We start from the raw sequence: 26,100 nt of genomic DNA, 5'->3' as shown, positions 1-26,100 counted from the left end.
TCGTGCATATATGTTAGAATATAATCAAAGCAGTTTTTCTATAGCAACCTGTGCGGTCGTTGGCACATTTATTACAGATATGATTACATGTTCTGTAAATATGTGAGGCATAATAAGATGTCGTCCGGCGATAAGGGCGTGCAGGGTCTTCAATACCTTAATTATTTTTCATATTCCCTGAAATTCTTGCTTTTAAATGTTTCATTATTTTATTTAAAGCAGGATAAGAGGGCTTTTACCACGCAGATATTTCCTGCTTTAGTGTTTTCAAATGAAGGAGGATTTTATATGAGTGGTAACAGAGAGTACAAAAGTGATGTTTTCAGTATGCTGATGCAAGATAAGGAAAGAGCCTTACAGCTGTATAACGCAATGAATGGGTCTAGCTATGACAATCCGGAGGATGTTGAGATAGTGATTCACGATGGCGGCATTTCACTTTCGGTCAGAAATGATGCATCGTTTATCGTGGATGCGAGATTGAGCATATATGAGCATCAGTCCACAGTTTGTCCGAATATGCCGGTGAGAAGTCTTATTTATTTCAGTGTGATATTATCAGATATGCTCAGCGACAAGAAAAAAGGAACAAAAAAGGGCAAGAACATCTATGGCAGAAGACTGGTAAAGATACCGACACCATATTTCGTTGTGTTTTATAACGGTGAGGAGGAACAGCCGGAGGTTCAGGAGCTTAAGCTGTCTGATGCGTTTGAGAAGCCGACCGACGAGCCGAATCTTGAGCTTAAATGTAAGGTGTACAATATAAACGACGGAAAGAACAAGGCGATTATGGAGTCCTGTGGCTGGCTGAATGACTATATGACATTTGTGAATAAGGTCAGAGAGTACCACGCAGACGGAGCATTTGATGATCTTGCTATAGATATTGAGAAGGCTATAGACTATTGTATTGACAATGATATTCTGAAGGAGTTTCTAAAGACTTACAGAAGTGAGGTGACGAAGAGTATGCAGTTAAATTATGAATTTGACAGGCAGCTTGAGCTTGAAAGAGCTGATGCTATCGAGGAAGGCTTAGAACAAGGAAGAGAACAAGGCTTAGAACAAGGCTTAAAGCAAGGAATAGAGCAAGGATTAACGCAAGGAATAGAACTGATTAACCAGCTAAATCAGATTTTATTGTCCGAAGGCAAATATGATGAATTGCAGAAAGCTTCAAAGGATAAGGAGTATCAAAAAAAGCTTCTTTCAGAGTATGGACTTCTCAATGAGAAACAAGGTGAATAAATGAGACAAAAAGAACTCGAAAAATGGTTAAAGATAGTAATAATAGCGGTAGCACTTTGCGGATTAGTGGTCTGTGCGGTTGCTATACCATGGATAGGGCATGTGCTTATTGCGTCTGATCCGCAGATTTCTGATATGTATATACCATGGCTTGTGCTGTTTATCATCAGTGCAATTCCGTGCTATGTTATATTGTATCTGGGCTGGAGGGTAGCTGTAAATATCGGAAAAGACAGGTCGTTTTCCTTAGAGAATGCGAGGCATATAAAGCTGGCATCGAAAATAATTCTGTTTGATGCGTTGTACTTTTTCGTTGTGAATATCTGCATGTGGAGGATATATGTGAATCATCCGGGGGTGATACTGGCGCTTGTGTTCATAGTGTTTGCCTGTGTTGTGGCATCGGTCGTGGCGGCGGTTTTGTCACATCTTGTGGTAAAGGCCGCAGATCTGCAGGAGCAGAGTGATTTGACAATATAGCGTGTGCGCTACAGTTTTATTTGAGCGGGAGAGATACATGGAAGGCGAGATTATTTTTAACATAGACGTAATGCTTGCAAAGAGAAAGATGAGCGTTACGGAGCTGTCGCAGCGTGTGGGAATCACCATGGCAAATATATCAATTTTAAAAAATGGCAAGGCAAAGGCAATCAAGGTATCCACGCTTGCAAAGCTTTGCGAAGCACTTGACTGTCAGCCGGGAGATTTGCTGGAATATAGAGATTGTTCTTGCGATAAAGGAGAAAATATAGTATCATAAATGATTGGTGTGCGCCACATTGGGCGGACAAACAGCAACGTATTATGGGAGGCAATTGATAGATGAATAATTATGATGTGATAATCATTGGAGCAGGACCGGGAGGTATCTTCGGAGCATATGAGCTTATCGAGAAGAATCCTGACTGCAAAATAGCGGTTTTTGAGGCAGGACATGAGCTCGCCAAGAGAAAATGTCCTATCGACGGAAAGAAAATAAAGAGCTGTATTTCCTGCAAGAGCTGTTCTATTATGAGCGGTTTTGGCGGGGCAGGTGCTTTTTCAGACGGAAAATACAATATCACAAATGATTTTGGCGGCACCTTATATGAGCATATCGGCAAGCAGCCGGCCATTGATCTGATGGAATATGTTGACGAGATTAATATGAAGTACGGCGGTGAGGGCACAAAGCTTTACTCTACAGCCGGCACAAAGCTCAAAAAGGTCTGCATGCAGAACAAGCTCAAGCTTTTGGATGCATCGGTAAGACATCTCGGAACTGACATAAACTATGTTGTTTTGGAAAATATGTATGCACATCTGAAGGACAAGGTAGATTTTTATTTCGATACACCTGTTGAGTCGGTAGAGGTGCTGTATGATGAGAATACGGCAGGAGATGATGCTTGTGGTGCAGAAGTGGCTCACACAGACAATGTATCAGGATATGCAGTTAAAACAGCAGATAGCACATATGAGAGCAGATATTGTATCATCTCAGTGGGAAGAAGCGGAAGCAAGTGGATGGAGAAGGTATGCAATGACCTTGATATCCCGACCAAGTCAAACCGTGTGGATATCGGTGTGCGTGTTGAGCTTCCTGCACTGATTTTTTCACATCTGACAGATGAGCTGTATGAGAGCAAGATTGTATACAGGACACAGATTTTTGAGGATAATGTGCGTACCTTCTGCATGAATCCGCATGGTATCGTGGTAAATGAAAATACAAATGGCATCGTAACAGTAAACGGACACAGCTACGAGGGAGCAGACAAGCAGACTGAAAATACAAACTTTGCTCTACTTGTTGCAAAACATTTCTCAGAGCCGTTCAAGGATAGCAACGGATATGGTGAGAGCATCGCGCGCCTTTCAAATATGCTTGGTGGCGGTGTGATTGTACAGCGCTTTGGTGATCTCGTTAGAGGGCGTCGAAGCAATGAGAAGCGTATTGAGGAGGGACTCGTTACTCCTACACTTTCAGCTACACCGGGAGACTTAAGCCTTGTGCTTCCAAAGAGAATCCTGGACGGAATCATTGAGATGATTTACGCACTTGACAAGATAGCACCGGGAACAGCAAATGACGATACTCTGCTTTACGGCGTAGAGGTCAAGTTCTACAATATGGAGGTAGAGCTTAACGATAAGCTTGAGAGCAAATATAAGGGGCTTTACATCATCGGAGACGGCAGCGGTGTGACACATTCACTCTCACATGCATCGGCAAGTGGTGTGTATGTTGCGCGTGAGATCGAAGCGGAGAGATAGTTACGGTTAAAGATGTGTTCTATATAAGAAATGCTTGAGAATGTATAGATTTAAATTGTTATATGAGAACATAATATTTCTGTAATTGGGAAATATTATCATTATGAACTATTGAAATGCTACATCAGTTAGATTAAACTAACTATGTAGCATTTTTCTTTATTTATAAATATATGCGTATGCGGAAGGCTTTCACATATCATTTTTATAATAAGGTAAGGACCACACGATCCTACAATCATGACGAAGAGAAACTGTATTGTAGGATAAAATTGAATCAGAAAAAACATAAGGAGGTTCATAATGAATTATTTGGAAATTGAAAAGGTAGTGGGCAGAGAAATACTTGATTCCAGAGGAAATCCTACAGTTGAGGCTGAGGTTTATCTGGTTGACGGAACTGTTGCCAGAGGCACGGCGCCATCAGGAGCCTCAACAGGAGAGTTCGAGGCACTGGAGCTTCGCGACGGTGACAAGAGCAGATATCTGGGAAAGGGCGTTACCGGGGCAGTAGAAAATATAAATACTGTAATCAACGATACACTGACAGGTATGGATGCAAGCGATATCTATGCAATTGACGCGGCCATGATAGAGGCAGATGGCACAAAGGACAAGTCTAAGCTTGGAGCCAATGCCATTCTCGCTGTATCAATTGCATGTGCGAGAGCGGCAGCAGTCGCACTTGATATTCCGCTCTATAGATTTTTAGGTGGTATTTCAGGAAACAGACTTCCTGTACCTATGATGAACATTGTAAACGGTGGCTGTCATGCACTTTCATCAGGACTCGATGTGCAGGAGTTTATGATTATGCCGGTGGGTGCGCCATCCTTCAAGGAGTGTCTCAGATGGTGTGCGGAGGTATTTCATGCACTTGCAGCTATATTAAAGGAACGCGGTCTTGCCACATCGGTTGGTGACGAGGGTGGCTTTGCACCTGCACTCAAATCTGACGAGGAGGCTATCGAGACAATTCTTGAGGCTGTAAAGAAAGCCGGCTATGAGCCGGGCACGGATTTCAAGATTGCCATGGATGCCGCATCATCAGAGTGGAAGAGTGAAAAGGGCAAGGGCTTTTACAAACTGCCAAAGGCCGGTACAGAGTACACCTCAGAGGAGCTTATAGAGCACTGGGCAAAGCTCTGTGATAAATATCCTATCATCTCAATCGAGGATGGACTCGATGAGGAGGATTGGGAAGGCTGGCAGAAGCTTACAGAGCGTCTGGGTGATAGAGTACAGCTTGTGGGAGATGACCTGTTCGTAACAAACACTGAGAGACTTGCAAAGGGAATAAGCATTGGAGCAGGAAATGCAATCCTGATTAAATTAAATCAGATTGGCTCGGTGTCAGAGACCCTTGAGGCTATCAAGATGGCACACAAGGCAGGCTATACGGCAATCAGCTCACACCGCTCAGGTGAGACTGCCGACACAACTATCGCAGACCTTGCAGTGGCACTCAACACATGCCAGATAAAGACAGGTGCACCTTCGCGTTCAGAGCGTGTCGCAAAGTATAATCAGCTTTTAAGAATTGAAGAGGAGCTGGGAAAGAGCGCGGTTTATCCTGGAATTAAAGCGTTTAATGTGCAGAAGTAGTTTAAATAAAACTGTATGGCTGCATTAAATGAATATCCATTGGAGTGTCTTTAGGAGAAAATAATATAAGTATAGTCGCAGATATCAGAATATGGTATCTGCGATTTTTTATTTTTTATCAGTAATTCTAAATATCGTCGAAACAAATTATTTTAGCACATCAATTGTAGTCCTTAATTGTAGCCTCAATTACCTCAATTGTAGCACCTCAAATTGTAGCAATTAAAACCGATTTATCGTAAAACGATAAAAAAATATTGCAAAACTAAAACCGATGTAGTACAATTAGCTTGCCGGTAAGTAAAAAATATGAGAAAATAACTACATAGATAGTAAGGAGTAAGGAGGAAGCTATGGACAATAATAATAATATCGGGAGCATGAATCCCCAACAGTTTTCACAGAACACGCCACAGAATACGCAGATGAATATGGGCATGTCAGGTATCGAACTGCAGAAGATGCAGCAGGAGGCGGAGCAAAGATGGCGAGAGCAAAGCAGGAGAAACGCGGATTTCTTTGGCAGGCTATGCATACCTACGATAATATATGCGCTGCTGTACACCATTTTCCTGTATGAGAATATAGGTGGAATACTTGTCACATTGTTTTCAATCGTCACAGGGGTATACAGCCTGTATTGTATGAAGATACTTCATATAGAGGCAAAGCCACTCACTATATGGTACAGTGTGATGATGATACTTACAGGCCTCTCGTCAGGCTTGACCGGCAATAAAATTATACAAGGATTTAATTTTTGCTGGATTCTTGTGTTCTTGGTTTTTATGCTGCTTCACAATTTCTGCAATGACAGACAGTGGGGACTTATAAAGTATATCACTGCGGCATTTCAGGCAGTGTTTGGAGCGATTGGATGTATAGCTGAGCCGTTTATGGATATTGCCGACTATATGAGAAATGAACGTATGGATAGTGGCAGTATGGGCAGTGATTGTATGGACTCTGACAGTGTAAACAGAGCAGCCGGAGATGTACATGTGAAAAAACACAGAATGCTTTATGTGTTTATCGGAATTGCTATTGCCTTTCCACTTGTTGTACTGATAGTGGTGCTGCTGTGCTCTGCGGATGCGGTTTTTGCATCAGTAATAAAGAAAATATTTGCTGATATCAATTTCTTTACAGTGAGCAAGGTTGTATTACTTTTTGTATTTGCACTATTTTCATCATACTGCGGTATAAAGTATCTGAGCAAGAAGCGTATATCAGATGCACCGGTTGAGACTCCGGCATTCCCGGCTGCAATCGGCATCACTGTAGCCGCAACTATATCAGCGGTATATGTATTTTTCTGTTTTATACAGATTGTGTATCTGTTCGGAGGGCTTATGCAGCTTCCAAGCGGCTATACCTACGCTAGGTATGCGAGAGAAGGCTTTTTCCAGCTGCTTTTCGTGTGTATACTGAATGTGATTATCGTATTGCTAGGAAGTGGACTGTTTAGAAAAAACAAAATATTAAATGCATTTTTAATTTTAATAACTTTGTGCACATATATCATGATTGCATCAAGTGCATATCGTATGGGACTGTATGTATCGGAGTATGGGCTGACAGCCACCAGACTCTGTGTGTTCTGGGCACTTGGGGTGATAGCGCTGTTTATGCTCGGAGTGATTTTATCTATATGTAAGCCTGCTTTTTCACTATTCAGGTACGGAATAATAGTAATCGGGGTATGTTATCTTGTGCTTGCATTTGCAAGGCCTGATTATGTGGTTGCAAGGTACAATACAGTATGTATGGAGGATACAGACTATAAATATCTAATGTCACTTTCCACGGATGCAGCCCCGGCGCTTGCGGATGATGCAGACTTCATGGAAAATAAGGGGATGGTCACCATGTATGCAAGACAGCTTGCAGGTGAGACAAATGATAGTATAAGACAGCTCAATGTGTCTCATATAAAGGCTGCACATTTATTCAGAGATAGCATAGATGAGGTAAAGAGCTCACAGCTTATCCTTTTATATGTATATTCGCCTTACGATTCGGGCAGCTATAACAATAATGATACCGGTCTTGATGGTGTGGACAGCATACAGATGGGCTATCATGTGTTAAAGGATACAGAAGATGATGACACAGCCTACTATGATTACGACAGTTATAGCATGGATGATACAAGAGTGGCGGCACCGGTATTTTTCAAATGGGTGGATGCAGTCGAGGTGAAGAAGATTTCCGACAGTGAGCGTATCTTCCTTGCAAAGATTCCAAGAAAGGCTTTAAAAGGCAAGGAGGGAGTGAATATTGAATACAGATTTAATAAAGATGGAGATGTGATATATTCATCCCAGTACAATGTGATACTCGACAAGAAAAAAGGACTCAATGAGGTTGAGCTGTCATACTATGAGGGAACAGATGGTGTGGATGAGCCTGAGTACAATATTTATGGGAAGTAATGGCTTAAATTGGATATAATCCAAAGTTGATATGGTGAAGTTGATTAAAAACTGTTATACTTAGCATGTAGTATACGTTGTCAAATTATTTCATTAAGGCAGGAAAGATTCATGGGAAGATTTTTAAATCCGGGAAATAAAGCTTTTCAAAAGACATTGAAATCGGAAATATATGTGGATAAAACTATGCTTTTGGCATACACCAATAAGGTTATGGGTTCTGATATGGCATGCATATGCAATAGCAGACCGAGGCGCTTTGGAAAGTCCATCACGGCGAATATGCTTGCTGCTTATTATAGCAGAGGATGTGATTCCTTTGATATGTTTTCTAATTTAAAGGTTGGCAGGCTTGATTCCTTTGAGACAAACCTTAATAAATATGATGTGATTCATATTGATGTCCAGTGGTGCATGATGGATGCGGGCGAAGTGCAAAACACCGTGAAATACATCAATAACGGTATTCTGGATGAGCTTATAATGGCTTATGGTGATGTGATACCGGACACTGTAAAAACAGCCTATGGAGCCATGTCTTATATCAACGCAGCTACAGGAAATACCTTTGTTATCATAATAGATGAGTGGGATGTGTTGATTAGAGATGAGGCTAATAATAAGGAACTGCAGGAGGAATATATTAATTTCCTCAGAGGAATGTTTAAAGGTACAGAGCCGACAAAGTATATTGCGTTAGCTTATCTTACCGGCATACTTCCAATAAAAAAGCTTAAAACCCAGTCAGCACTTAACAATTTTGAAGAGTTCACAATGCTTGATGCAGGATCGCTTGCATCATATATTGGCTTTACAGATGATGAGGTTAAGCAGTTATGCAAAAAGTATGACAGGGATTATGAAGCGGTAAAAAACTGGTATGATGGCTATATGCTTTCAGGTAAGCATGTGTATAATCCAAAAGCGGTAGTAAGCGTGATGATGAGAGGCAGCTTCCAAAGCTATTGGTCACAGACCGGCACCTATGAATCTCTGATTCCGCTTATTGACATGGATTTTGATGGATTAAGAGCCGCTATTATTTCAATGATTTCCGGAAATGAGATTAAAGTCAGAACAACCACGTTTCAGAATGATATGGTATCATTTAAAAATAAAGATGATGTGTTGACATTGCTTATACATCTTGGGTATCTGGCTTTTAATCAGAAAAATCAGATGGCATATATCCCAAACGAAGAGCTTCGCAATGAGCTTATGGATGCGGTTGAGGAAAACAAATGGGATGAAATCATACAGTTTGAGAGACAGTCAATAGATTTGTTTAATGCAACAATAAACAAAGATGTAAATACTGTGGCAGCAAAAATTGAGCAGATTCATATGGAGTATACCTCGGTGATTCAATATAATGACGAGAATTCCCTTAGCAGTGTGCTGACCATTGCTTATCTTGGAACAATGAACTATTATTTTAAGCCGGTCAGGGAGCTTCCGACAGGGCGCGGCTTTGCTGATTTTGTTTATATTCCGAAGCCTGAGTATATAAATGATTATCCGGCGCTTGTTGTGGAGCTAAAATGGAATAAGAATGCGGATACAGCCATGCAGCAGATTCGTGAGAGACGGTATCCGAATTCATTATTGCAATATACGGGAAACATACTGCTTGTGGCAATCAACTATGATGAAAAAACAAAAGAGCATGTATGTAAAATTGAGGAATATGCTAAAATACAGAATTAATGATTGAGATATATAAATACAAAACCAAAAACGGACATGGCAGCTTTGCATGTCCGTTTTTTGCATCTTATTTAATCAAGCTTTAATATTAAACCTAATATACGCTTTACAGAGGTTTCCATCTCATCACGAGTGATGGCTCCTGCATCATAAGCCTTCTTTACACGATCAGGATATCCGTTGCCCATCTTAAGATCATTTCCTGCTTTTGTCTCCTTGTAATGCTCGCCACAGGTCCACCAGTCGGTTGTGACCATTCCTTCATAGCCCCATTCATCACGCAGTATTCCTGTCAAAAGCTCTTTGCTTTCAGAGGCTCTGTAGCCGTTTATCATATTGTAAGAGGACATAATAGCCCATGGGTTTTCATTCTTTACAATCATCTCAAAAGCCTTCAGATAGATTTCTCTGGCAGCTCTCTCGGAAACTCTTGAATCACTGTTTTTGCGGTTTGTTTCCTTATTGTTCAGTGCAAAGTGCTTGAGTGTGGCACCGACATTGTTTGACTGGATTCCGCGTACCATGGCACCTGCGAGCTTGCCTGTGACGAATGGATCCTCTGAGTAGTACTCGAAGTTACGTCCGCAGAGAGGAGTTCTGTGAATACAGATGGCAGGTGTGAGCCACAGGGCAAGGTTATTTTCTTTTAATTCTTCACCGCCTGCACGTCCTACAGCCTCTAAAACATCCGGGTTCCATGTGCATGCGAGCAGTGTGGAGCATGGAAACGCAGTGGTGCATATACCGACCTCCGGTGCTATGCGCACTCCGGCAGGACCGTCTGCTGTCATGATAGAAGGAATACCGTATTCAGGCATATTTCCGATACCGAAGGTATTTGCGACACCTGTATTTGGCTGTCCGCCGAGCAGATGAATGAGATCATCGATTGACAGCTCTGATACAAATTCATCAAGTGTGATACGTCCTTCCACAACATCCATGATGTCGTGACTGCCGTTTTTAGCCATGCCATCGGCAAAGCGGAAGTATGGGATGGCTCTCTGACCGGGACCAACACCCTCTGTCAGGGCAGGGTCAATGGTGCCGATAGCTGAGTAGTCGGTGTCGACAGGCTCACCTTGAGGCAGAGCTTCATAGCTTCCGTCAGAGAGCATTCTCTTTGGCAGACTTGTAGGTATAAGCTTTGCTGAAAGCTGCTCGGTAATTACATCATGATTTAATATATATGAGTAATCGGCTTTTGTCACGTCACGGACGTTCGTTCCAACGTATATATCATATGAACCGGCTTCAAGCACATATGCAGACTTTTGAACCTTTCCCAGGTCATCATATGATGCCATATCGTTTATTTCCCATGTAAGAGTCATAAGCTGAGACTCACCCGGCTGCAGTTCTCTTGTCTTTTCAAAGGCGACAAGCTCCTTTGCAGGCTTTCCGAGCTTTCCCTGTGGTTTAGCAACATATACCTGAACAACCTCTTTTCCGGCAGCTTTGCCTGTGTTTGTGACACGGACTTTTGCGTAGAGCTTACCGGCTTTGATGTCAATATCTGCATCGGCTGATCCGGCTGCAGTAGCACTTGACGTACAGTTGGAATTCACAACGCCGGCAGAAACAGTCTCCACATCAAATGTGGTGTATGAGAGTCCATAGCCGAATGGGTATACAACCTTCTCGGCAGCGCCCGGAATTGTCTCAAAATAGCGGTATCCGACATATATATCATCGGTGTAGTCCACATAGTTTCTTGACTCATGGAAATTGTAGGTAGATGGATAATCGTCGAGTGATTTGGCAAATGTATCGACAGTCTTTCCGGAAGGATTGCCATCCCCTACTAAAAGCTCAGCGGCAGCAAGTCCTCCCTCCATGCCACCCTGTAAGGCAAGCAGTGCTGATTGAATCTGCTCATCATAAGCAAACCATGATGTATCAACCATTCCACCGACATTTAAAATCACGATTACATTTTTGAAGCTTGACTTAACCGCGTCAACCATCTCTTTTTCTTTTACGGAGAGGCAGAAATCGCCATCCTTAAAAAGCTCTGCCGACTTCTCGGTCATCTCGCGCTCGTAGTCCCAGAGAGCCTTGTTATTTGGGTCAACAACACTCTTTCTGTCCCAGCCCTCTCCGGAGTAGCGGCAGATTGAGATGATAGCAGTGTCAGTGTAGGCCTTTGCCTTATTTAAAAGCTCAACCGGCACATCAGGCTCTATAGTCATGCCGGGTACCGCACCGGCTGCATACTGCTTTTTAATGTCATTGCGGTAGTAGTCGCACAGCTCCTCAAATATGCTTATTTTATCTTTTTGAAGCTTAAGTCCTTCGTAGAGATTGCGGATATATGCAACGGTTACATCACCGCTTCCGCCGCCTCCCTTTACATAGTCGAAGGTGCCCTTTCCGAAAAGAGCTACCCTTGTTCCGGCTGCAAGAGGCAGTACATTGTTGTCATTTTTTAAGAGCACCATGCCTTCCTTGGCTGCGTTCTTTGAAAGCTCAATGTGTGCCTTGCTTCCGGTGACTCTCTCCCCATTTGCCCCAATCGGGAGATTCGGTGTGAATTTGATTCGTGACCATTTGTTCATAGCAGATACCTTCCTTATATTGTGTTTTATAAAGTTAATTTTGTGTCTGTATGGCATTTTATTTATAAAAATACCATGATTTTTCATGTATATTATTGTATAAAAGAATTGTAAGCCAAAATGGAATGATTTACAATCATGATAATGACTTTATTTTATGTCGATATTGACTTTTGGTTTTGCCATTATATTATATAATTAAAACTTCAAACCTGTAAATTTTAGTATATAAGCTTACGCATATGGAGGTTCACATGCAGCAATACACGCACGAATATATAAAATCAATACCACATCTGCCGGTATACTGTCTCCTATATGAGACATACCGCCAGATGTCACCGAGCCACTGGCATGATCATCTGGAGATAATCTATGTACTTGAGGGAGAATTACAGATATCAAGTAATGAAAACGCTGATATATATGCTAATGATGGACATATTCTTCATAAAGATGAGTTCTATATCATAAATTCAAGTAAAATCCACAGCACAAAGAGTAAGGGGATGGTTAAAGCATTTCTTATACAGGTACCATATATGTATTTGGATAATTATATAGAGGATTATGGACACGTCAGATTTCTGGAATGCTTTGATGGAGAAAAGAACACAAAAAAATGTGATCGGATGAAAGCTCTTCTAAAAGCAATAACACGAATTTACTGCAAAAAGGATAAAGGCTATGAGCTTCGTCTGATGGCAAAGATGAATGAATTTCTCTATATTTTGTATACGAGCTATTCACACATTGATGCAAATATGGAAAAAGAGTCAAAACAGATAGAAAGACTGAAGGATGTTCTTAAATATGTGGCAAAAAACTATCAGGAGCCAATAGCATTAAAGGAGGTGGCAGACATAGCCTCGCTCAATCAGGAGTATTTTTGCCGTATGTTTAAAAAATGTATGGGTGTGACATTACTCGAGTATGTCAATCAGGTAAGAATCAATCATATACACGAGGAGCTTTTGTCAACGGAGGATTCCATCACGGACATACTGGAGCGCAATGGATTTACGAATTATAAGGTGTTCAGCCGGATGTTTAAGACGCAGTTTGGCATGACACCGAGGGAATTGCGCAGACTTAGACATTAATAGTGACAGATACACAGAAAAATTCTAAAATGATAGATTATAGAATTGACTCATGGTATAATATAACGAACGTAAAGATATGTGCATCAAAAGATATATCATACACACAAGATAGGAGAAAACCATGAACCCAGCAAGTATAATGAAAATGATGAAAGCAAAAAATACATTTACAGCAAATCACCCAAAGTTTGTATCCTTTTTACAGTATGCATTCGGCAGCGGCATTCCGGCAGATTCTGTTATTGAAATCACAGTTACAAAGCCGGGACAGGAGCCTGTTACATCAAATATCAGGGTTTTGCAGTCGGATCTTGAGCTTTTGGAGAGTCTTAAGGACTTAAAATAGAGGTAAAATATGTTATACCAGATTAAGGATGGGACAGTTTCGGCAGGAGGTCAGACGATTCTGTCCCATATTGATTTTTATATAAAAGAAAAGGAGAAACTCGCAGTTGTAGGAAAAAACGGTGCTGGAAAGACCACACTCCTTCGGCTTTTGGCAGGAGAGCTGACTCTGGACAGGGATGACCGCAGAGGAAACGGTGGTCAGCGCAGTGAAAACAAAGCCAAGACTGCCGGAGAAAACAATAAAGGCAGAAAGAATAATAGCAGAAATAGTGCCGGGATCACGACATCCCGAAATATTACGATTGGTATGTTACGACAGGCTGATAAGTCGGATCAGGACAAAACGATAGAGGAGATACTGCTTGAGAGCTGTCCGGATAAGGATACATTTTCCAAAGAGAGGTTTGACTACGAGATGGAGTATGACCGGCTGTTTACAGGCTTTGGCTTTGAAAAAGAACAGAAAAGCCGTACACTTGGCAGCTTTTCGGGAGGAGAACAGACGAAGATTTCACTTATAAAGCTGCTGCTTGAAAAGCCGGATTTGCTGCTGCTTGATGAGCCGACCAATCATCTAGATATGAAAACTGTCGAGTGGCTGGAGGATTATCTGATAAACTATCCCAAGGATGTTGTTATGGTGTCGCATGATAGGGCGTTTCTTGATGCGGTTGCGACAGGTGTATATGAGCTTGAAAACGGAGCATTGCACAGATATGCCGGCAACTACACGCAGTACAGGCAGCAGAAGCTTAAAAATCTGCAGATACAGCGCAAAGCCTACGAGCGCCAGCAGGCGGAGATTGCGCACAATAATGAGCTTATCGAGAAATTCAAGCATAAGCCGAAGAAAGCTGCCTTTGCCCGCTCGAGAAAGACCATGCTTGCCAGAATGCAGCACATTGAAAAGCCGATAGAGGATGAGGCACATATATTTACAGGTAATATAGAGCCACAGTTTCCGGGCGGTAAATGGGTTTACGAGGCGAAAGAATTAAAAATTGGCTACGACGGCAGGGCACTGCTTGAGCTGTCGCTTCGTATAAGGCGAGGTCAGAAGATTGCCGTAATCGGTGACAACGGCATAGGAAAATCAACATTTCTAAAGACTGTGGCAGGGCTTATTCCACCAATAAAGGGCACAAGCCAGCTCGGCACCAATCTGCTGGTGGGATATTTTGACCAGCAGTCGGCACTTATCGACAGCGAAAAGACGGTGAGAGACCATTTTCACGAGCTTTTTCCGGCACTTGTGGAGAAGGACTTGAGAAAGACTCTTGGCATGTATCTGTTTGGAGGAGCAAATGCCTCAAAGCGCATCAGTTCGCTCTCGGGCGGTGAAAAGTCCAGACTTGTGCTCGCAGAGCTTCTGACAGACCGTCCTAACCTTATGATACTCGATGAGCCAACCAATCACATGGATATTCCGGCGAAGGAGACACTTGAATCAGCATTTAAGGCATATACCGGCACCATGCTCTTTGTATCGCATGACAGGTATTTCATAAAGCAGGTGGCTGATGCCATACTTGTCTTTGAAAAGGACAAAGTGATGTACTATCCGTTTGGCTATGACCATTATATTTCAAGGCTTAAGGCATCAAAGGACGGCAATCTGCCAGCACTCATGCAGGCAAAGGATGCTGCGATGGTCGAGGCACTTGCGGCTGTCCCAAAGAGGGAGAGACATGAGACCAGACAGCTTTCAACAGATGAGGCGTACCTTGAGTGGAAGCTTACGCTTGCGGCAGAGCCGATGATGAAAGCTGCTGATGAAGCTAAGAAAGCTTATGAAGAGCTATGTGCAGCAGAAAGCGAGCTAAAAGCAGAGGAACTTAGAAGCTGTGATTTATCTGATTTCCGCGGGAAAATTCCATGCGGAAATAATTTGGCAGGAGAAGATAAATCTTGTGACATATATAGTGAAAAATTAAATCAAAACATAATAAATGCGGATACGGCTGAGGAAAATGTCGATAAACTGCGACAGCAATACGAAAATGCCACTGACTCATGGACAAATGAGTGTACAAAATGGTATGATATATACTTGAATGAGATGTATCTGGATAATGATTTTTAGAAAGGTGTTTTTATGTGGTTATCAAGATATTTTGTGTATTTTATTATATTTAGCTGTATGGGCTGGATATATGAGAGCATCTACTGTACCATCAGAGCAAAAAAATGGGAGAACAGAGGCTTTCTCTATGGCCCGCTCTGCCCTATTTACGGAGCCGGAGGTGTCGCAATCACTGCGATAGCAGATTTTATTTCTGCTCACACGGATGCGACATTTACCTGGTGGCAGATATTTCTGGTGGCATTTTTGGGAAGCATTGTGCTGGAATATAGCACATCGTGGGCGCTTGAGAAGCTGTTTCACGCGTACTGGTGGGATTACAGCAGTATGCCTCTCAATATAAACGGCAGAGTGTGTTTTCCTTATTCTGTAGGCTTTGGAGTGGCCGGACTTATAGTGGTATATTTCATTGCACCGTTTACGAAGCTCATCACAGGCTGGATGTCACCTATATGGTATGAGTTTTTCTCACTGCTTCTCATGGGCTTTTTAGCCGTAGACACCGCAATCACAGTGTCAGCGCTTACTGATTTCAGCAGGACCATCGTCAATCTGCAGAACAATTTCAACACCTATATGGATGAGGTTGTGGAAGAGGTCAAGGAGCGTAAGAAGGCGGCGGATGAAAGGGCAGAGGAGAGGTCACAGGAGATTGCGGAGGCTGTCGAGGAGCGCAGAAAGAGAAAAAGTATCAGAGCCAGTGCAGACCGTGTTATCGATTCAATGGGTGCTTTAAAGAAATCTGCGCTTAACAGGGCACAGGGCTTTAGAAATCCAAAGGTAGAGAACCGGTATCTCGATACCTTTACAGAGAGTCTCAAGGAGCGCTTTAAAGGAGAGCGAATAAAGAAAGTAAAGAAGGCGAAAAAAGGCTGATAAGTAACAAATAAAAATTTTAAAAAAAATTTTCAAAAAAAGCTTGCATTATCCGATTGACCGTGGTATTATAATATACGGTTCGTTGGTCAAGCGGCTAAGACGCCGCCCTCTCACGGCGGAAACACGGGTTCGATTCCCGTACGGACTGCTAAATAATAAAGCCTTCAGCACACAGTGCTGAGGGCTTTTATCTTTGTGAGCTTTTAATAGCTATAAAAAACACTGAGAATAAAAAAACTGATGCCTGCATGTAAGCATGACGCATCAGCTTTTTTTCTCAAGGTGGCTCAAATCATTACTCCTAAAGTATAATAATACTTGCACACTTCAAATCATCGCCCAGATTGTATACTTTGCCGGAATCGACACCGACAACAGTCGGGCGGAGGATATAGTACTCACTGTTTTTGACCACTCTTGCTTTTTCACCATTGCTCAGCTGTACAATTGAATCAACAGGATATAGAATCATACTGCTCATGAAAGCACGCATAACACCTATATCGAGCTGGTTTGTCATGGACATAAGCATCTCAACTGCGTCGCGCTGTGAGAAGGCATCCTTGTACGGACGCTTTGTGACAAGAGCATCATAGACATCTGCGACAGACAGGATTTTTGCAAACTGACAGATTTTTGGCGCATCAAAGCCGAGTGGGTAGCCGGTTCCGTCAATACGTTCGTGGTGCTGCAGCACTCCCATCAGTATAGAGTTGTTTAGGTCCTTTCTGTCCTTGAGCATATTGTAGCCGTACAGGGAATGTTTTTTCATGATACTAAACTCATCGTCCGTGAGCCTGCCCGGCTTATTTAGAATCTCATTGGGGATCATTGTCTTGCCAATGTCGTGCAGCAGACCGGAAACTCCTATATCGTGGATTTCATTGTCAGGCAGCTTCATCTGCTTGGCAAGAATCATCGAAATAGTAGCCACATCCACACTGTGCTTGAAGGTGTATTCATCGCTTGTTTTGAGAGAATTGATATCGACAGCTATGGCATCGTTTTTGTTGATGGCCTCCATGAGCGAGTCGGCAATCTGGTTTGTTGCCTGTGTAAGCTCCTCTGAGCTTGTGTTGTTGAAGATGTACTGGACACCGGTTGATACACGCTGTCTGACACTGTCGCTTAAGGTGACCTTGGAACGGTCGTCTGTACGCAGCTGTTTGACCATGGCAGCAGCCTTGGGAGACAGTATGGCATCAGGATCGTCAGGGTCTGCACTTCCCTCACGGATATATACTGACATAATACCGAGCTTAAGCAGCGAAGCGATGATATAATCATCGATAGCTGAGCCCTGTACCACCAGGTTACGACCGGTAGGATCCTTGATGACCTGATCAATAATCATGCCGGGTTTCAATTGTCGCGTTCTCATATATCTGCGTTTAATCATGTCCGCTCCACAACAAAATAAGTCTAATCAAAAAACAATTCGAAATGCTACGAATATTATATAGTGTTTTTGTACTAAAAACAATCATAAATTACTATTTTTTTAGTAATTTTTTGTATTAGTACTTTTTTGTAATAGAATAAAAAACCCCGGCATTTGCCGGGGCTGTTGATAGCATTGTATTTATCAAAATCAGAGGTTAGATGTGGTGACCGCCGCCACTGTGACCGCCGCCACTATGACCTCCACCGCCGCTGTGACCGCCGCTTGAGCCTGAGCTTTGCGGACTGTAGTGTCTTGTCTGGCTCATAAAGCGAGCGTGTGCATTCTGGATATCTACCTTTGTAAAGGTTGCCCCCATGAGCTCGTTGCTCTTAGCCTTGCGGCCCTTTGACAGGGATAGTGCATACACAAAGCATAAAATCATGCCGGCAGCGAGCGCGATAAAGATGCTCGAAATGTATCTGAGAGGCTGTGATATATGTCCGCCTGCGAGGACTGTGTTGACCTGGTCTATTGTTTCCATGCAGCAGGTAAAATAGTCGTAATCATGACTTGAGGTGGCATATATATAAGTGTTGTCACAGATAGAGTTACATTTTGAATTCGGGATGGTTCTCTGCGTGCTTCCCTCACAAGCCAGATAAATCTCGTTTAAATCTCTGTCTATCACGAAAATCACACCGTTTGCGCCGGTTCCGAAATAGTCCTCAAAGGTATTGACTGCATAGCTTTCTGTGCTTCCGTAAGGATGTGAGGTAGTGGTGACAACGGCTATATTGCAGTAGTCGGTTGTCTTTTTCATCTGTGAGATGAGCTTGCCCTTTACGGCATCATCAATGAAGCTGGCAGAGTCCTCAAGGATGTACTCGTAGCCGGTAGACTTGTTTGTGCCGCTTGTGTTGTAATCTACAGCTGCCTGACTCTCAGTGTCGTCACTGTATAAAACTGCATCATAAAGCGAGTCATCATAAGCACCGGTATCTGTCTCAGTGGCATATACGTTTGATGAGCTGCTCAAAACAAGGACTGTAACAAGCAAAAATAATGTAAACAATGCTGAGCATCTGCATTTTATACAATGCAAAAAAGGACTTTTAAAAATATTTCTATGCACGGTCATCACCTCCCTTATGTGTGGCAAACTGAGGCAGCTTGCGAGTTGTGAGCACATTGAATGCGCGGATGACATTGATCAGTGTGATAAGTACTGAGGCGATAATTATAAATGCTGCACCATAGTACCATGCATCGAGCACCGGCTGGAAAAGGAGCACTGCATCGCCAATAAGCATGGATACCATGCCAAAGATAAGTCCCGCAACTCCCTTGTGTCCGGGCATCCGGTCAAAGCTTGAAAAGGCTCTGATTGAAAAAATAAATGATATAATGGTCAAAATAACAAATAAAATCAGGCTGCCGTCTGCATTGCCAAAGGTGCCACCGATACCTGCAATGATTGCAAACAGAGCAGGAACAAATTGGATGACAAATATAAAAAGTATAAAATAAGCTACAAACGATGTGTTTGTCTTTTTCTTTATGGTTTTCGCGGCTTTTTTTGCAGCTTTAAGGCGTCTGTGGTTGTTGATTGCACCAAGAGCCTCCGGCTGTTCCTTTGCGATGCGGCCCTTATCCTCGGTACCGGCTTCCTTTACGGCAATCATGGTGAGCTCCTGTGAGTAACAGATATTTGCGATAATCGCAAGTACACCTACTATGGTGAGTGTCATGCCGGGTGTGAGGACTGTCAGCAGGCATAATAAAATGTATACCGGAATTGCCGCGATCAGTGAGCCAAGCAGGAATTTACCGACAGAAATAGGCAGATCTGCAACCACCTTGCCGGTCTGGCCGTTTACAGTGGCATATGCCACACGATCCTTATTGCGGTATGACAAAAACCATACCGGAAACATTGAGTAGTCTGTCTCTTTTACGGTAGTGCCAAGACTTAAAGGCGAAAGAGCGGCGGAGTCACTGTCGACTGACAAGCCGGTAAAGGCAGGCTCCTTGCTTATTTCGCTTACTGTGTTTGTGCAGGCAGCATCCATCGCATCGCTTGCGTAAACAGTTGATGGTAAATCGGCTGTATCAGCGTAAAAACCACTTAAGAATGCCGGCGTAAAGCGCTTCATATTCTTCACATCATATGGTGCAAGCTTCTCGCTTATGCTGTCATCAAAGGATGATGATGCATCATAGGACAGCCCTTTGTAGTAGGCATCAAGACTACCCTCGAGCCTGAAATGGTCTGTGATGATGTAATCTCCTGAACGGTGGGATCTTTTCGCCGGAAGTGAAATAGGAGCCTTCTGGGTGATATAGTAAGTCCAGTAAGGCATGTAGATACCTCTGAATCCATCGATAAACTTCGGATCCTTAAGCTCCTTTGGCGCGAAAATAGCCTTTTTCATGAGGCTCATGTAGGCCTGCTTACAGTCATCCTTGGTCTTTGCAAATGGTATGATATAAGCCGGCTTGTGCTCCTTTTGCATGCGGCTGTAGAGCACAGTTGATGCACCGCAGAAGCTGCAGAAGCCTGCTGCGGTATCGTCTGTGCTCAGGATTTCTCCTCCGCACTGAGGGCATGTGAAAATGGTTGCTTCGAAGTCCTTCTGGACCTCTGCGTCAGAGGTTTTGTCCTCGTACGCGTAAGGGTCGAAAAGTGAATGACAGTAATCACAGGCTAACTGGCCTGATTTGATGTCGAACTTCACATTTCCACCGCAATTTTTACATGCGAACATTTTGTTTCTCCTTTCGATTCCCTTTTACTTTTTTATCTGCTTGAATAAATAATTCCTTCCAGATTGACGGATGGAAGAGTATGAGCAGTGGAAACAGCTCGAGTCTTCCGGCAAGCATGTCAAACATCAGTACATATTTGGAAAAATTATTAAAAAAGCCAAAATTGCATGTCGGACCGACCAGAGAAAGACCCGGTCCGATATTGTTAAATGTAGCTGCGACAGCCGTGAAATTGGTAGTGAAATCATAGTTTTCCACGGAAACAAGCAGCATTGAAACAACAAAAATGACGGCGTACGTTATGAAATAAACATTTATTGACCTGATAACATCATGGTCTACAGGCTTGTGCTCAAAGGTGAGCTTTTTCACACTCTTTGGGTGAATGTAGCCGTTTAACTCCTTGACTATTGTCTTCACAGCAATGACAATACGCGATACCTTGATACCTCCGCCTGTGCTTCCGGCACATGCGCCAATGAACATCAAAAGTACAAGCAGTGTCTTTGAAAGCTCGGGCCATCTGTCGAAATCGGTGCTCGAAAAGCCGGTTGTCGTGATGATTGAGCCAACCTGAAACGCAGCCTTTGTAACTGCGTCGAACACGCCGGTACACATATGCGCGATGTTCACGCTTATGACTATAACGGAGGCTATTATAATACCGAAATAGTATCTGACCTCCTCCACCTTAAGTGCGTCACGGATGTGACCGAAGAAAAGCAGGTAGTAAGCGTTGAAATTGACACCGAAAAGTATCATAAATATGGTAACAACCCATTGTAAATATACATTGTAGCTGCAAAAGCTGTCGTTTTTGATACCGAAGCCACCGGTTCCGGCTGTGCCGAGAGAGGTACAGATGGCATCGTACAGAGGCATTTTTCCGAAAAGCAGGAAAATAATCTCTATAATCGTAAGACCAAAGTATATTATGTATAAAAGCCTTGCGGTGTGACGCATCTTCGGGACGAGCTTTCCTACAGATGGTCCCGGGCTTTCCGCGCGCATCAGGTTTATGTTGCTGCCACCTGAAAGCGGGATGATTGCAAGCAAAAATACAAGAACACCCATACCGCCGATCCAGTGAGTAAAGCAGCGCCAGAAATTCATGCAGTAGGAGAGTGTTTCTACCTCAGGCAGGATGCTTGCTCCTGTCGTGGTGAAGCCTGAGATGGTCTCAAAAAGGGCATCCGTGAAGCTTGGAATTTCTCCTGAGATGTAAAAAGGCAGACAGCCGAATATACTCATTATGATCCAGCCAAGTGCCGTGGTAGCACAGCCCTCTTTCAGGTAAAAGGTAAAATCCTTCGGCTTTCTGGCTGAAAAGATAAAACCGATGGCTATGCTTATCAGTGCAACAATCAAAAAGTAGATGCCGCTTTTCTCGCAATAAATACCGGCAACAATGCATGGCAGAAGCAGCAAAAAGCCCTCTAGCTTTAAAATATATCCAAGAAGATATCGAATTACTGAAGTGTTCATATCATTCCTCCGTTATTCCATAATATCCTGAAGCTTTGTAAAGCCGGTATGGGTTGTTATGATCATGACAGTGTCATTTTTTTGTATGCAGTCATTACCTGTAGGGATAATGATTTTGCCGTTTCGGTTGATGAAGCAGATAAGCAGATGCTTTTTGAGCTTTAAGTCGCGAAGCGGTATGTCTGTCACATTTGAGTTTTCCGATACAAAGAACTCAATTGCTTCAACTCTTGAGTCGTACATGTGATAGAGCGTCTCTATATTGCAGTTCATAGAGTTCTTCTTGGCACGCACATAGGCGATTATTGCCTCGCAGGTGATGTATTTTGGATAAAGCACACTGCCCAGATCCAGGCTGTTAATGACATCGGTAAAGGTGATGTGATTGAGCTTTGTAATAACTTTGGCATTGGAAACCTGCTTTGCATACAGTGTGAGCATGATGTTTTCCTCATCAATACCTGTCAGAGGTACGAATGACTGACAGGTTTCTATGCCCTCCTCCTTTAAGAGTGCCTGGTCGGTTCCGTCACCGTTTATGATGACAGCCTCCGGAAGCCGTATGGAAAGCTCCTCACAGCGCTCAAAGCTGTTTTCTATAATTTTGACCTTTATGCCTCGCGATATAAGCTGCTTTGCGAGATAGTAGGCTGCCTTTCCGCCGCCGATGATCAGCGTATTCTTTACGCTGTGCGTATTGACGCCGATGTGGGTGAAAAAGTCCTTTGTATGTCTGCGCTCGCCGACAAATGACAGCTTGTCGCCCTTGCGGAGCACGAAATCACCTGATGGAATAGTGACCTCATCATCCCTCTCGACAGCACCGATAAGTATGTTGGCGTGGTGCCTGGTGCCCAGATCCATGAGCTTTGTTCCGTCGAGTATGCTGCCCTCGGGAATCTCATACTTGATGAGCTGTGCCTGACCGTGGGCAAAGTTTGTCACCTCAAGGCTGGACGGCAGATAAAGAATATGCGCCATCTCGATAGCTGCCTCAAGCTCAGGATTGATAATGAGTGCAAGCCCAAGCTTGTCGCGCAGGTATTTGGCCTCCTGGCTGTATTCAGGTGTTCTGACTCTGGCGATAGCAGCGCAGTTGCCGACCTGTGTGGCGATGGTACAGCACAGCAGATTCAGCTCATCGGAGCCTGTGACTGCGATGATTAAGTCGGCATCATCAATACCGGCCTCCTGCAGTATCTTGTAGCTTGCACCGTTTCCGGCAATGCCCATTACATCGTATAGATTGGAAACCTGGGAAATCCTTTCGCTGCTTTTATCGACAATTGTTATGTCGTGACCCTCCTTGCTAAGCTGCTCGACGAGAGTACGGCCTACCTTACCGCATCCGACGATGATGATTCTCAGTCCCTGGGAGGGAACCACTTCTTTTTTGAACATTACTTCCTCCATATATAAATATAATGATATGAGGGTCAAAAGGTATTTTGCCCCTCATTTATGATTAATCAGATTACTACATGCTACGCATTCCCGTAATCTGACTCCACCTCGAAATCCGCTAATTTCCTGCGTTTCCGCAGCAAATTGCTACTTTCTCGGTGTAGTGCGGGTCACTAAGGTATACATCGAATTGCATGCAAGCATGCATCGATGATACCTTTTGACCCTTTAATCATATGATTGTGTGGTGGACAAAATTATTCTGACCACCATATATCAATGGATTATATCATAACGCATATATATTTCATAGAGAAAAAAGTCCCAAAAATAGGAGATTGTAATAAATTATAAAAAGTGTTAAAATTGGCTTAAATTCAATAAGAGATAGATTTTTGGAGCTTTAAATCATGACAGAGTTTTTAAAGGCAAACTACCATACGCACACCTATAGGTGCCAGCATGCATATGGCAGTGAGCGTGAGTATATAGAGGCAGCAATCAGAATGGGCATCACAGAGCTTGGTTTTTCGGACCATGTGCCGTGTCCCTTTAAGGATGGGTATGTGTCGGGCATCAGGATGACGATGGAGCAGGCACCGGATTACGTGTCCACCATCAGGCGGCTCGGAAAGGAATATGCATCCGACATAAGGCTATATGTTGGTTTCGAGGCAGAGTACATACCGGAGTTTTTTAAGGAGCAGAAGGCTATGTTTGACAGGCTTGGCTGTGACTATATGATAATGGGGCAGCACTTTATGAAATCAGAACAGACAGGCCCATACACAGGTACACCGACAGATGACGAAAGCCGCATACGCGAGTATGTGGATACTGTTATAGAGGGCATGAAAACAGGCATGTACAGCTATTTAGCACATCCTGATTTAATAAATTACCAGGGGCTTGATTCAGTCTATGAATGGGAGATGACGAGGCTGTGTAAGGCACTTAAAGAGCTTGATATACCGCTTGAGATAAACATACTCGGTATCAGCGCGGGAAAGCATTATCCTACAGAGCGTTTCTGGTGCATACCGCATGACATCGGCAATAAAGTAATACTTGGGCTTGATGCACACACAGTGGACAATATATGTGATGTGGCAAGCTATGAAAAGGCGCTTGATATAGTCAGAAAATATGACCTGAATCTGATTGAACGGATTGAAATATAGTTTACTAAATACAAAGAGTGAGGAATGCTATGATTATTACGGAAGAAAAATATAATGAGGAATTAACAAGATATGTTTTGCCTTTTATCAGGCTTAATTTTGAGGATGGCTACATGAAGAGTGCAGATGGCACACGCATACATTACGGCTATGTGGCGGCACCTTTACCAAAGGCTGCCATAGTCATATCTCATGGATTTACAGAGTGTATGCCGAAATATTATGAGATGATTTACTATTTCGCAAAGGCCGGATACTCTGTATATATGGTGGAGCATCGCGGGCACGGCTTTTCGGACAGAAGTGTGTCCGATATGAGCATGGTCACGGTAAACAGCTTTGATGATTATGTGAGTGACCTTGATATGTTTATCCACGAAATCGTGATGAAGCGTGAGGGGCGCAGACCTCTTTACCTGTACGGACACTCTATGGGAGGTGCGATAGCTGCTTTGTATCTTGAAAAGCACCCTGAGGTGTTTACAAAGGCAGTGCTGTCAAGTCCTATGATAGAGATGCTGTATGGCAATTTCTCACATTTTGCTGTGGAGGCCATACTGTTTGTCGCAAGTGTGCTTAACTGGAACGATAAATATCTGCCGAGCCAGACACAGTATACGGATGAGTATGATTTTGAATCGAGCTGCTGTCTGTCAAGGGCGCGCTATGACTATATATACAAGTGCAAGGTGGAGGAAGAACGCTACCGTACAAACGGCGCCACCTACAGATGGTGCAGGGCAGGGCGCAGGGCGTCCAAATATATAAAGAAGCATGCACAGGAAATTAAGATACCTGTACTATTATGTCAGGCGGGAAAGGATTATCTGGTCTCAAATGCCGCTGAGGATGAATTTATCGCGAAGCTCCCTCAGGGCATGAAGAAGGTTTATCCTGATTCAAAGCACGAGATATTTAATGCAGATGATGATACCTTGGAAAAGTTTTACTCAGATATCCTTGATTTTTGGGCTTGAACATGAAAATGAAATTCGTCAAGTGAAAAATGTGACATAAAAAATCATTTGTTTTGTTAGAAATGACATATGGATTTAAAATACAATATATAGTATAATCACAACTGTTGCGGACAAGATATTTGTACTTTAGCAGATGATAAGCATGTACAAAGCACAGCCCGCACAGAGAATAATAATAAAATATATCAATATGTAGCAGCTAAAGATAATATAAACAAATGTGAGGAGAAAGAGAATGTCAGACGAAGTATTAGACGATGTAATGATTAAGGGTTCATGTAAGGGGAAAGCAGATGCTATTGTAAATTGCCAGTGCAATATCGAGAGTGCACCGGTCAGATGCGAACAGGCGGAAAGGTGCATGTTCTATTCTTATTATAAGTGCAGCAAACAGTGGAAGAGGCTTGCATAGTCAAAATTAAGATTAAAAGCTCCGGGCTGACAATGAAGTCGGCATGGAGCTTTTTTGCGTATATAAAGAAAAAAATATTTTACACGCGGAAAACTTATGATAATATATAAATGATGGATACGTAAAACAAGATATAGTCCAGCGGTGTGATGTCAAGAGATAAATAATAAAAAAATCATATATTTTTACATCGGTCTCATAAAGATAAAAAACACCCACCCAAGCCCTGTCGACCAAGCTTAAAAAATGAGCAGGGCGTA

20 protein-coding genes and 1 tRNA gene are annotated in these 26,100 nt (G+C 42.9%); 15 read left to right on the top strand and 6 right to left on the bottom strand.

Annotated elements, in window-relative coordinates; translation table 11 throughout:
• Positions 1-288: 288 nt before the first annotated feature.
• From ACW6PM_RS09085 to ACW6PM_RS09055, 7 genes are all read left to right on the top strand, one after another.
• Positions 289-1,251 (top strand): hypothetical protein, encoded by a 963-nt coding sequence (locus ACW6PM_RS09085; protein ID WP_456056949.1) that lies wholly within the window; start codon positions 289-291, stop codon positions 1,249-1,251.
• On the top strand, positions 1,252-1,731 hold the full coding sequence (locus ACW6PM_RS09080) for a DUF2975 domain-containing protein (RefSeq protein WP_308657679.1): 480 nt from the start codon (positions 1,252-1,254) through the stop codon (positions 1,729-1,731).
• A gap of 37 nt (positions 1,732-1,768) precedes the next feature.
• A complete protein-coding gene (locus ACW6PM_RS09075; RefSeq protein ID WP_330022608.1) occupies positions 1,769-2,011 on the top strand; it encodes a helix-turn-helix domain-containing protein in 243 nt (80 codons plus the stop codon).
• A gap of 62 nt (positions 2,012-2,073) precedes the next feature.
• A complete protein-coding gene (locus ACW6PM_RS09070; protein WP_308668224.1) occupies positions 2,074-3,507 on the top strand; it encodes an NAD(P)/FAD-dependent oxidoreductase in 1,434 nt (477 codons plus the stop codon).
• Between the two features lie 303 nt (positions 3,508-3,810).
• The gene (gene eno / locus ACW6PM_RS09065) at positions 3,811-5,112 is read left to right on the top strand and encodes a phosphopyruvate hydratase (protein WP_456056948.1); all 1,302 of its coding nucleotides are present in this window, start codon (positions 3,811-3,813) and stop codon (positions 5,110-5,112) included.
• A gap of 353 nt (positions 5,113-5,465) precedes the next feature.
• Positions 5,466-7,547: a DUF4153 domain-containing protein gene (locus ACW6PM_RS09060; protein ID WP_456056947.1), complete on the top strand. Its 2,082-nt coding sequence runs from the start codon at positions 5,466-5,468 to the stop codon at positions 7,545-7,547.
• Between the two features lie 111 nt (positions 7,548-7,658).
• A complete protein-coding gene (locus tag ACW6PM_RS09055) occupies positions 7,659-9,254 on the top strand; it encodes an AAA family ATPase (protein WP_456056946.1) in 1,596 nt (531 codons plus the stop codon).
• A 71-nt stretch (positions 9,255-9,325) separates the two neighbouring features.
• Here ACW6PM_RS09055 and ACW6PM_RS09050 read toward each other — a convergent pair whose 3' ends face one another.
• Positions 9,326-11,812: a glycoside hydrolase family 3 C-terminal domain-containing protein gene (locus ACW6PM_RS09050; RefSeq protein WP_456056945.1), complete on the bottom strand. Its 2,487-nt coding sequence runs from the start codon at positions 11,810-11,812 to the stop codon at positions 9,326-9,328.
• Between the two features lie 254 nt (positions 11,813-12,066).
• Between ACW6PM_RS09050 and ACW6PM_RS09045 the strand changes: the two genes are divergently transcribed.
• The 5 genes from ACW6PM_RS09045 (at position 12,067) to ACW6PM_RS09025 (ending at position 16,376) form a co-directional block, all read left to right on the top strand.
• On the top strand, positions 12,067-12,915 hold the full coding sequence (locus ACW6PM_RS09045; RefSeq protein WP_456056944.1) for a helix-turn-helix domain-containing protein: 849 nt from the start codon (positions 12,067-12,069) through the stop codon (positions 12,913-12,915).
• Between the two features lie 124 nt (positions 12,916-13,039).
• Positions 13,040-13,264, top strand: coding sequence for a hypothetical protein (locus ACW6PM_RS09040; protein WP_055062150.1), 225 nt, complete (start codon positions 13,040-13,042; stop codon positions 13,262-13,264).
• Between the two features lie 9 nt (positions 13,265-13,273).
• On the top strand, positions 13,274-15,349 hold the full coding sequence (locus ACW6PM_RS09035; RefSeq protein ID WP_456056943.1) for an ABC-F family ATP-binding cassette domain-containing protein: 2,076 nt from the start codon (positions 13,274-13,276) through the stop codon (positions 15,347-15,349).
• A gap of 12 nt (positions 15,350-15,361) precedes the next feature.
• Positions 15,362-16,225: a putative ABC transporter permease gene (locus ACW6PM_RS09030; protein WP_456056942.1), complete on the top strand. Its 864-nt coding sequence runs from the start codon at positions 15,362-15,364 to the stop codon at positions 16,223-16,225.
• Between the two features lie 79 nt (positions 16,226-16,304).
• Positions 16,305-16,376 (top strand) — tRNA-Glu (locus ACW6PM_RS09025).
• 153 nt (positions 16,377-16,529) lie between these two features.
• On the opposite strand, the gene ACW6PM_RS09020 is transcribed toward ACW6PM_RS09025, so the two are convergent.
• The 5 genes from ACW6PM_RS09020 to trkA form a co-directional block, all read right to left on the bottom strand.
• Positions 16,530-17,627 carry an HD-GYP domain-containing protein gene (locus ACW6PM_RS09020; RefSeq protein ID WP_456056941.1) on the bottom strand — a complete coding sequence of 366 codons (1,098 nt, stop codon included), beginning with the start codon at positions 17,625-17,627 and terminating at the stop codon, positions 16,530-16,532.
• 199 nt (positions 17,628-17,826) lie between these two features.
• Positions 17,827-18,684, bottom strand: a complete 858-nt coding sequence (locus ACW6PM_RS09015; protein WP_456056940.1) for a TPM domain-containing protein — start codon at positions 18,682-18,684, stop codon at positions 17,827-17,829.
• A gap of 52 nt (positions 18,685-18,736) precedes the next feature.
• The gene (locus tag ACW6PM_RS09010) at positions 18,737-20,377 is read right to left on the bottom strand and encodes a hypothetical protein (protein ID WP_456056939.1); all 1,641 of its coding nucleotides are present in this window, start codon (positions 20,375-20,377) and stop codon (positions 18,737-18,739) included.
• On the bottom strand, positions 20,364-21,863 hold the full coding sequence (locus tag ACW6PM_RS09005; protein WP_456056938.1) for a TrkH family potassium uptake protein: 1,500 nt from the start codon (positions 21,861-21,863) through the stop codon (positions 20,364-20,366). Before ACW6PM_RS09005 ends, ACW6PM_RS09010 begins: the two co-directional genes overlap by 14 nt.
• A gap of 12 nt (positions 21,864-21,875) precedes the next feature.
• Positions 21,876-23,264, bottom strand: a complete 1,389-nt coding sequence (gene trkA, locus ACW6PM_RS09000; RefSeq protein WP_456056937.1) for a Trk system potassium transporter TrkA — start codon at positions 23,262-23,264, stop codon at positions 21,876-21,878.
• A 413-nt stretch (positions 23,265-23,677) separates the two neighbouring features.
• Between trkA and ACW6PM_RS08995 the strand changes: the two genes are divergently transcribed.
• From ACW6PM_RS08995 to ACW6PM_RS08985, 3 genes are all read left to right on the top strand, one after another.
• Entirely contained in the window at positions 23,678-24,448 is a 771-nt protein-coding gene (locus tag ACW6PM_RS08995; RefSeq protein ID WP_456056936.1) for a histidinol-phosphatase, read from the top strand.
• A 29-nt stretch (positions 24,449-24,477) separates the two neighbouring features.
• Complete coding sequence (locus ACW6PM_RS08990; protein WP_456056935.1) at positions 24,478-25,425, top strand: alpha/beta fold hydrolase; 948 nt, start codon at positions 24,478-24,480, stop codon at positions 25,423-25,425.
• 238 nt (positions 25,426-25,663) lie between these two features.
• Complete coding sequence (locus ACW6PM_RS08985; RefSeq protein ID WP_012743557.1) at positions 25,664-25,840, top strand: hypothetical protein; 177 nt, start codon at positions 25,664-25,666, stop codon at positions 25,838-25,840.
• Positions 25,841-26,100 lie beyond the last annotated feature (260 nt).

It is taken from the genome of Agathobacter sp. (assembly GCF_977054825.1).
The sequence above is the reverse complement of the archived record's forward strand: the minus strand, read 5'-3'. Positions and strand labels throughout refer to the sequence as shown.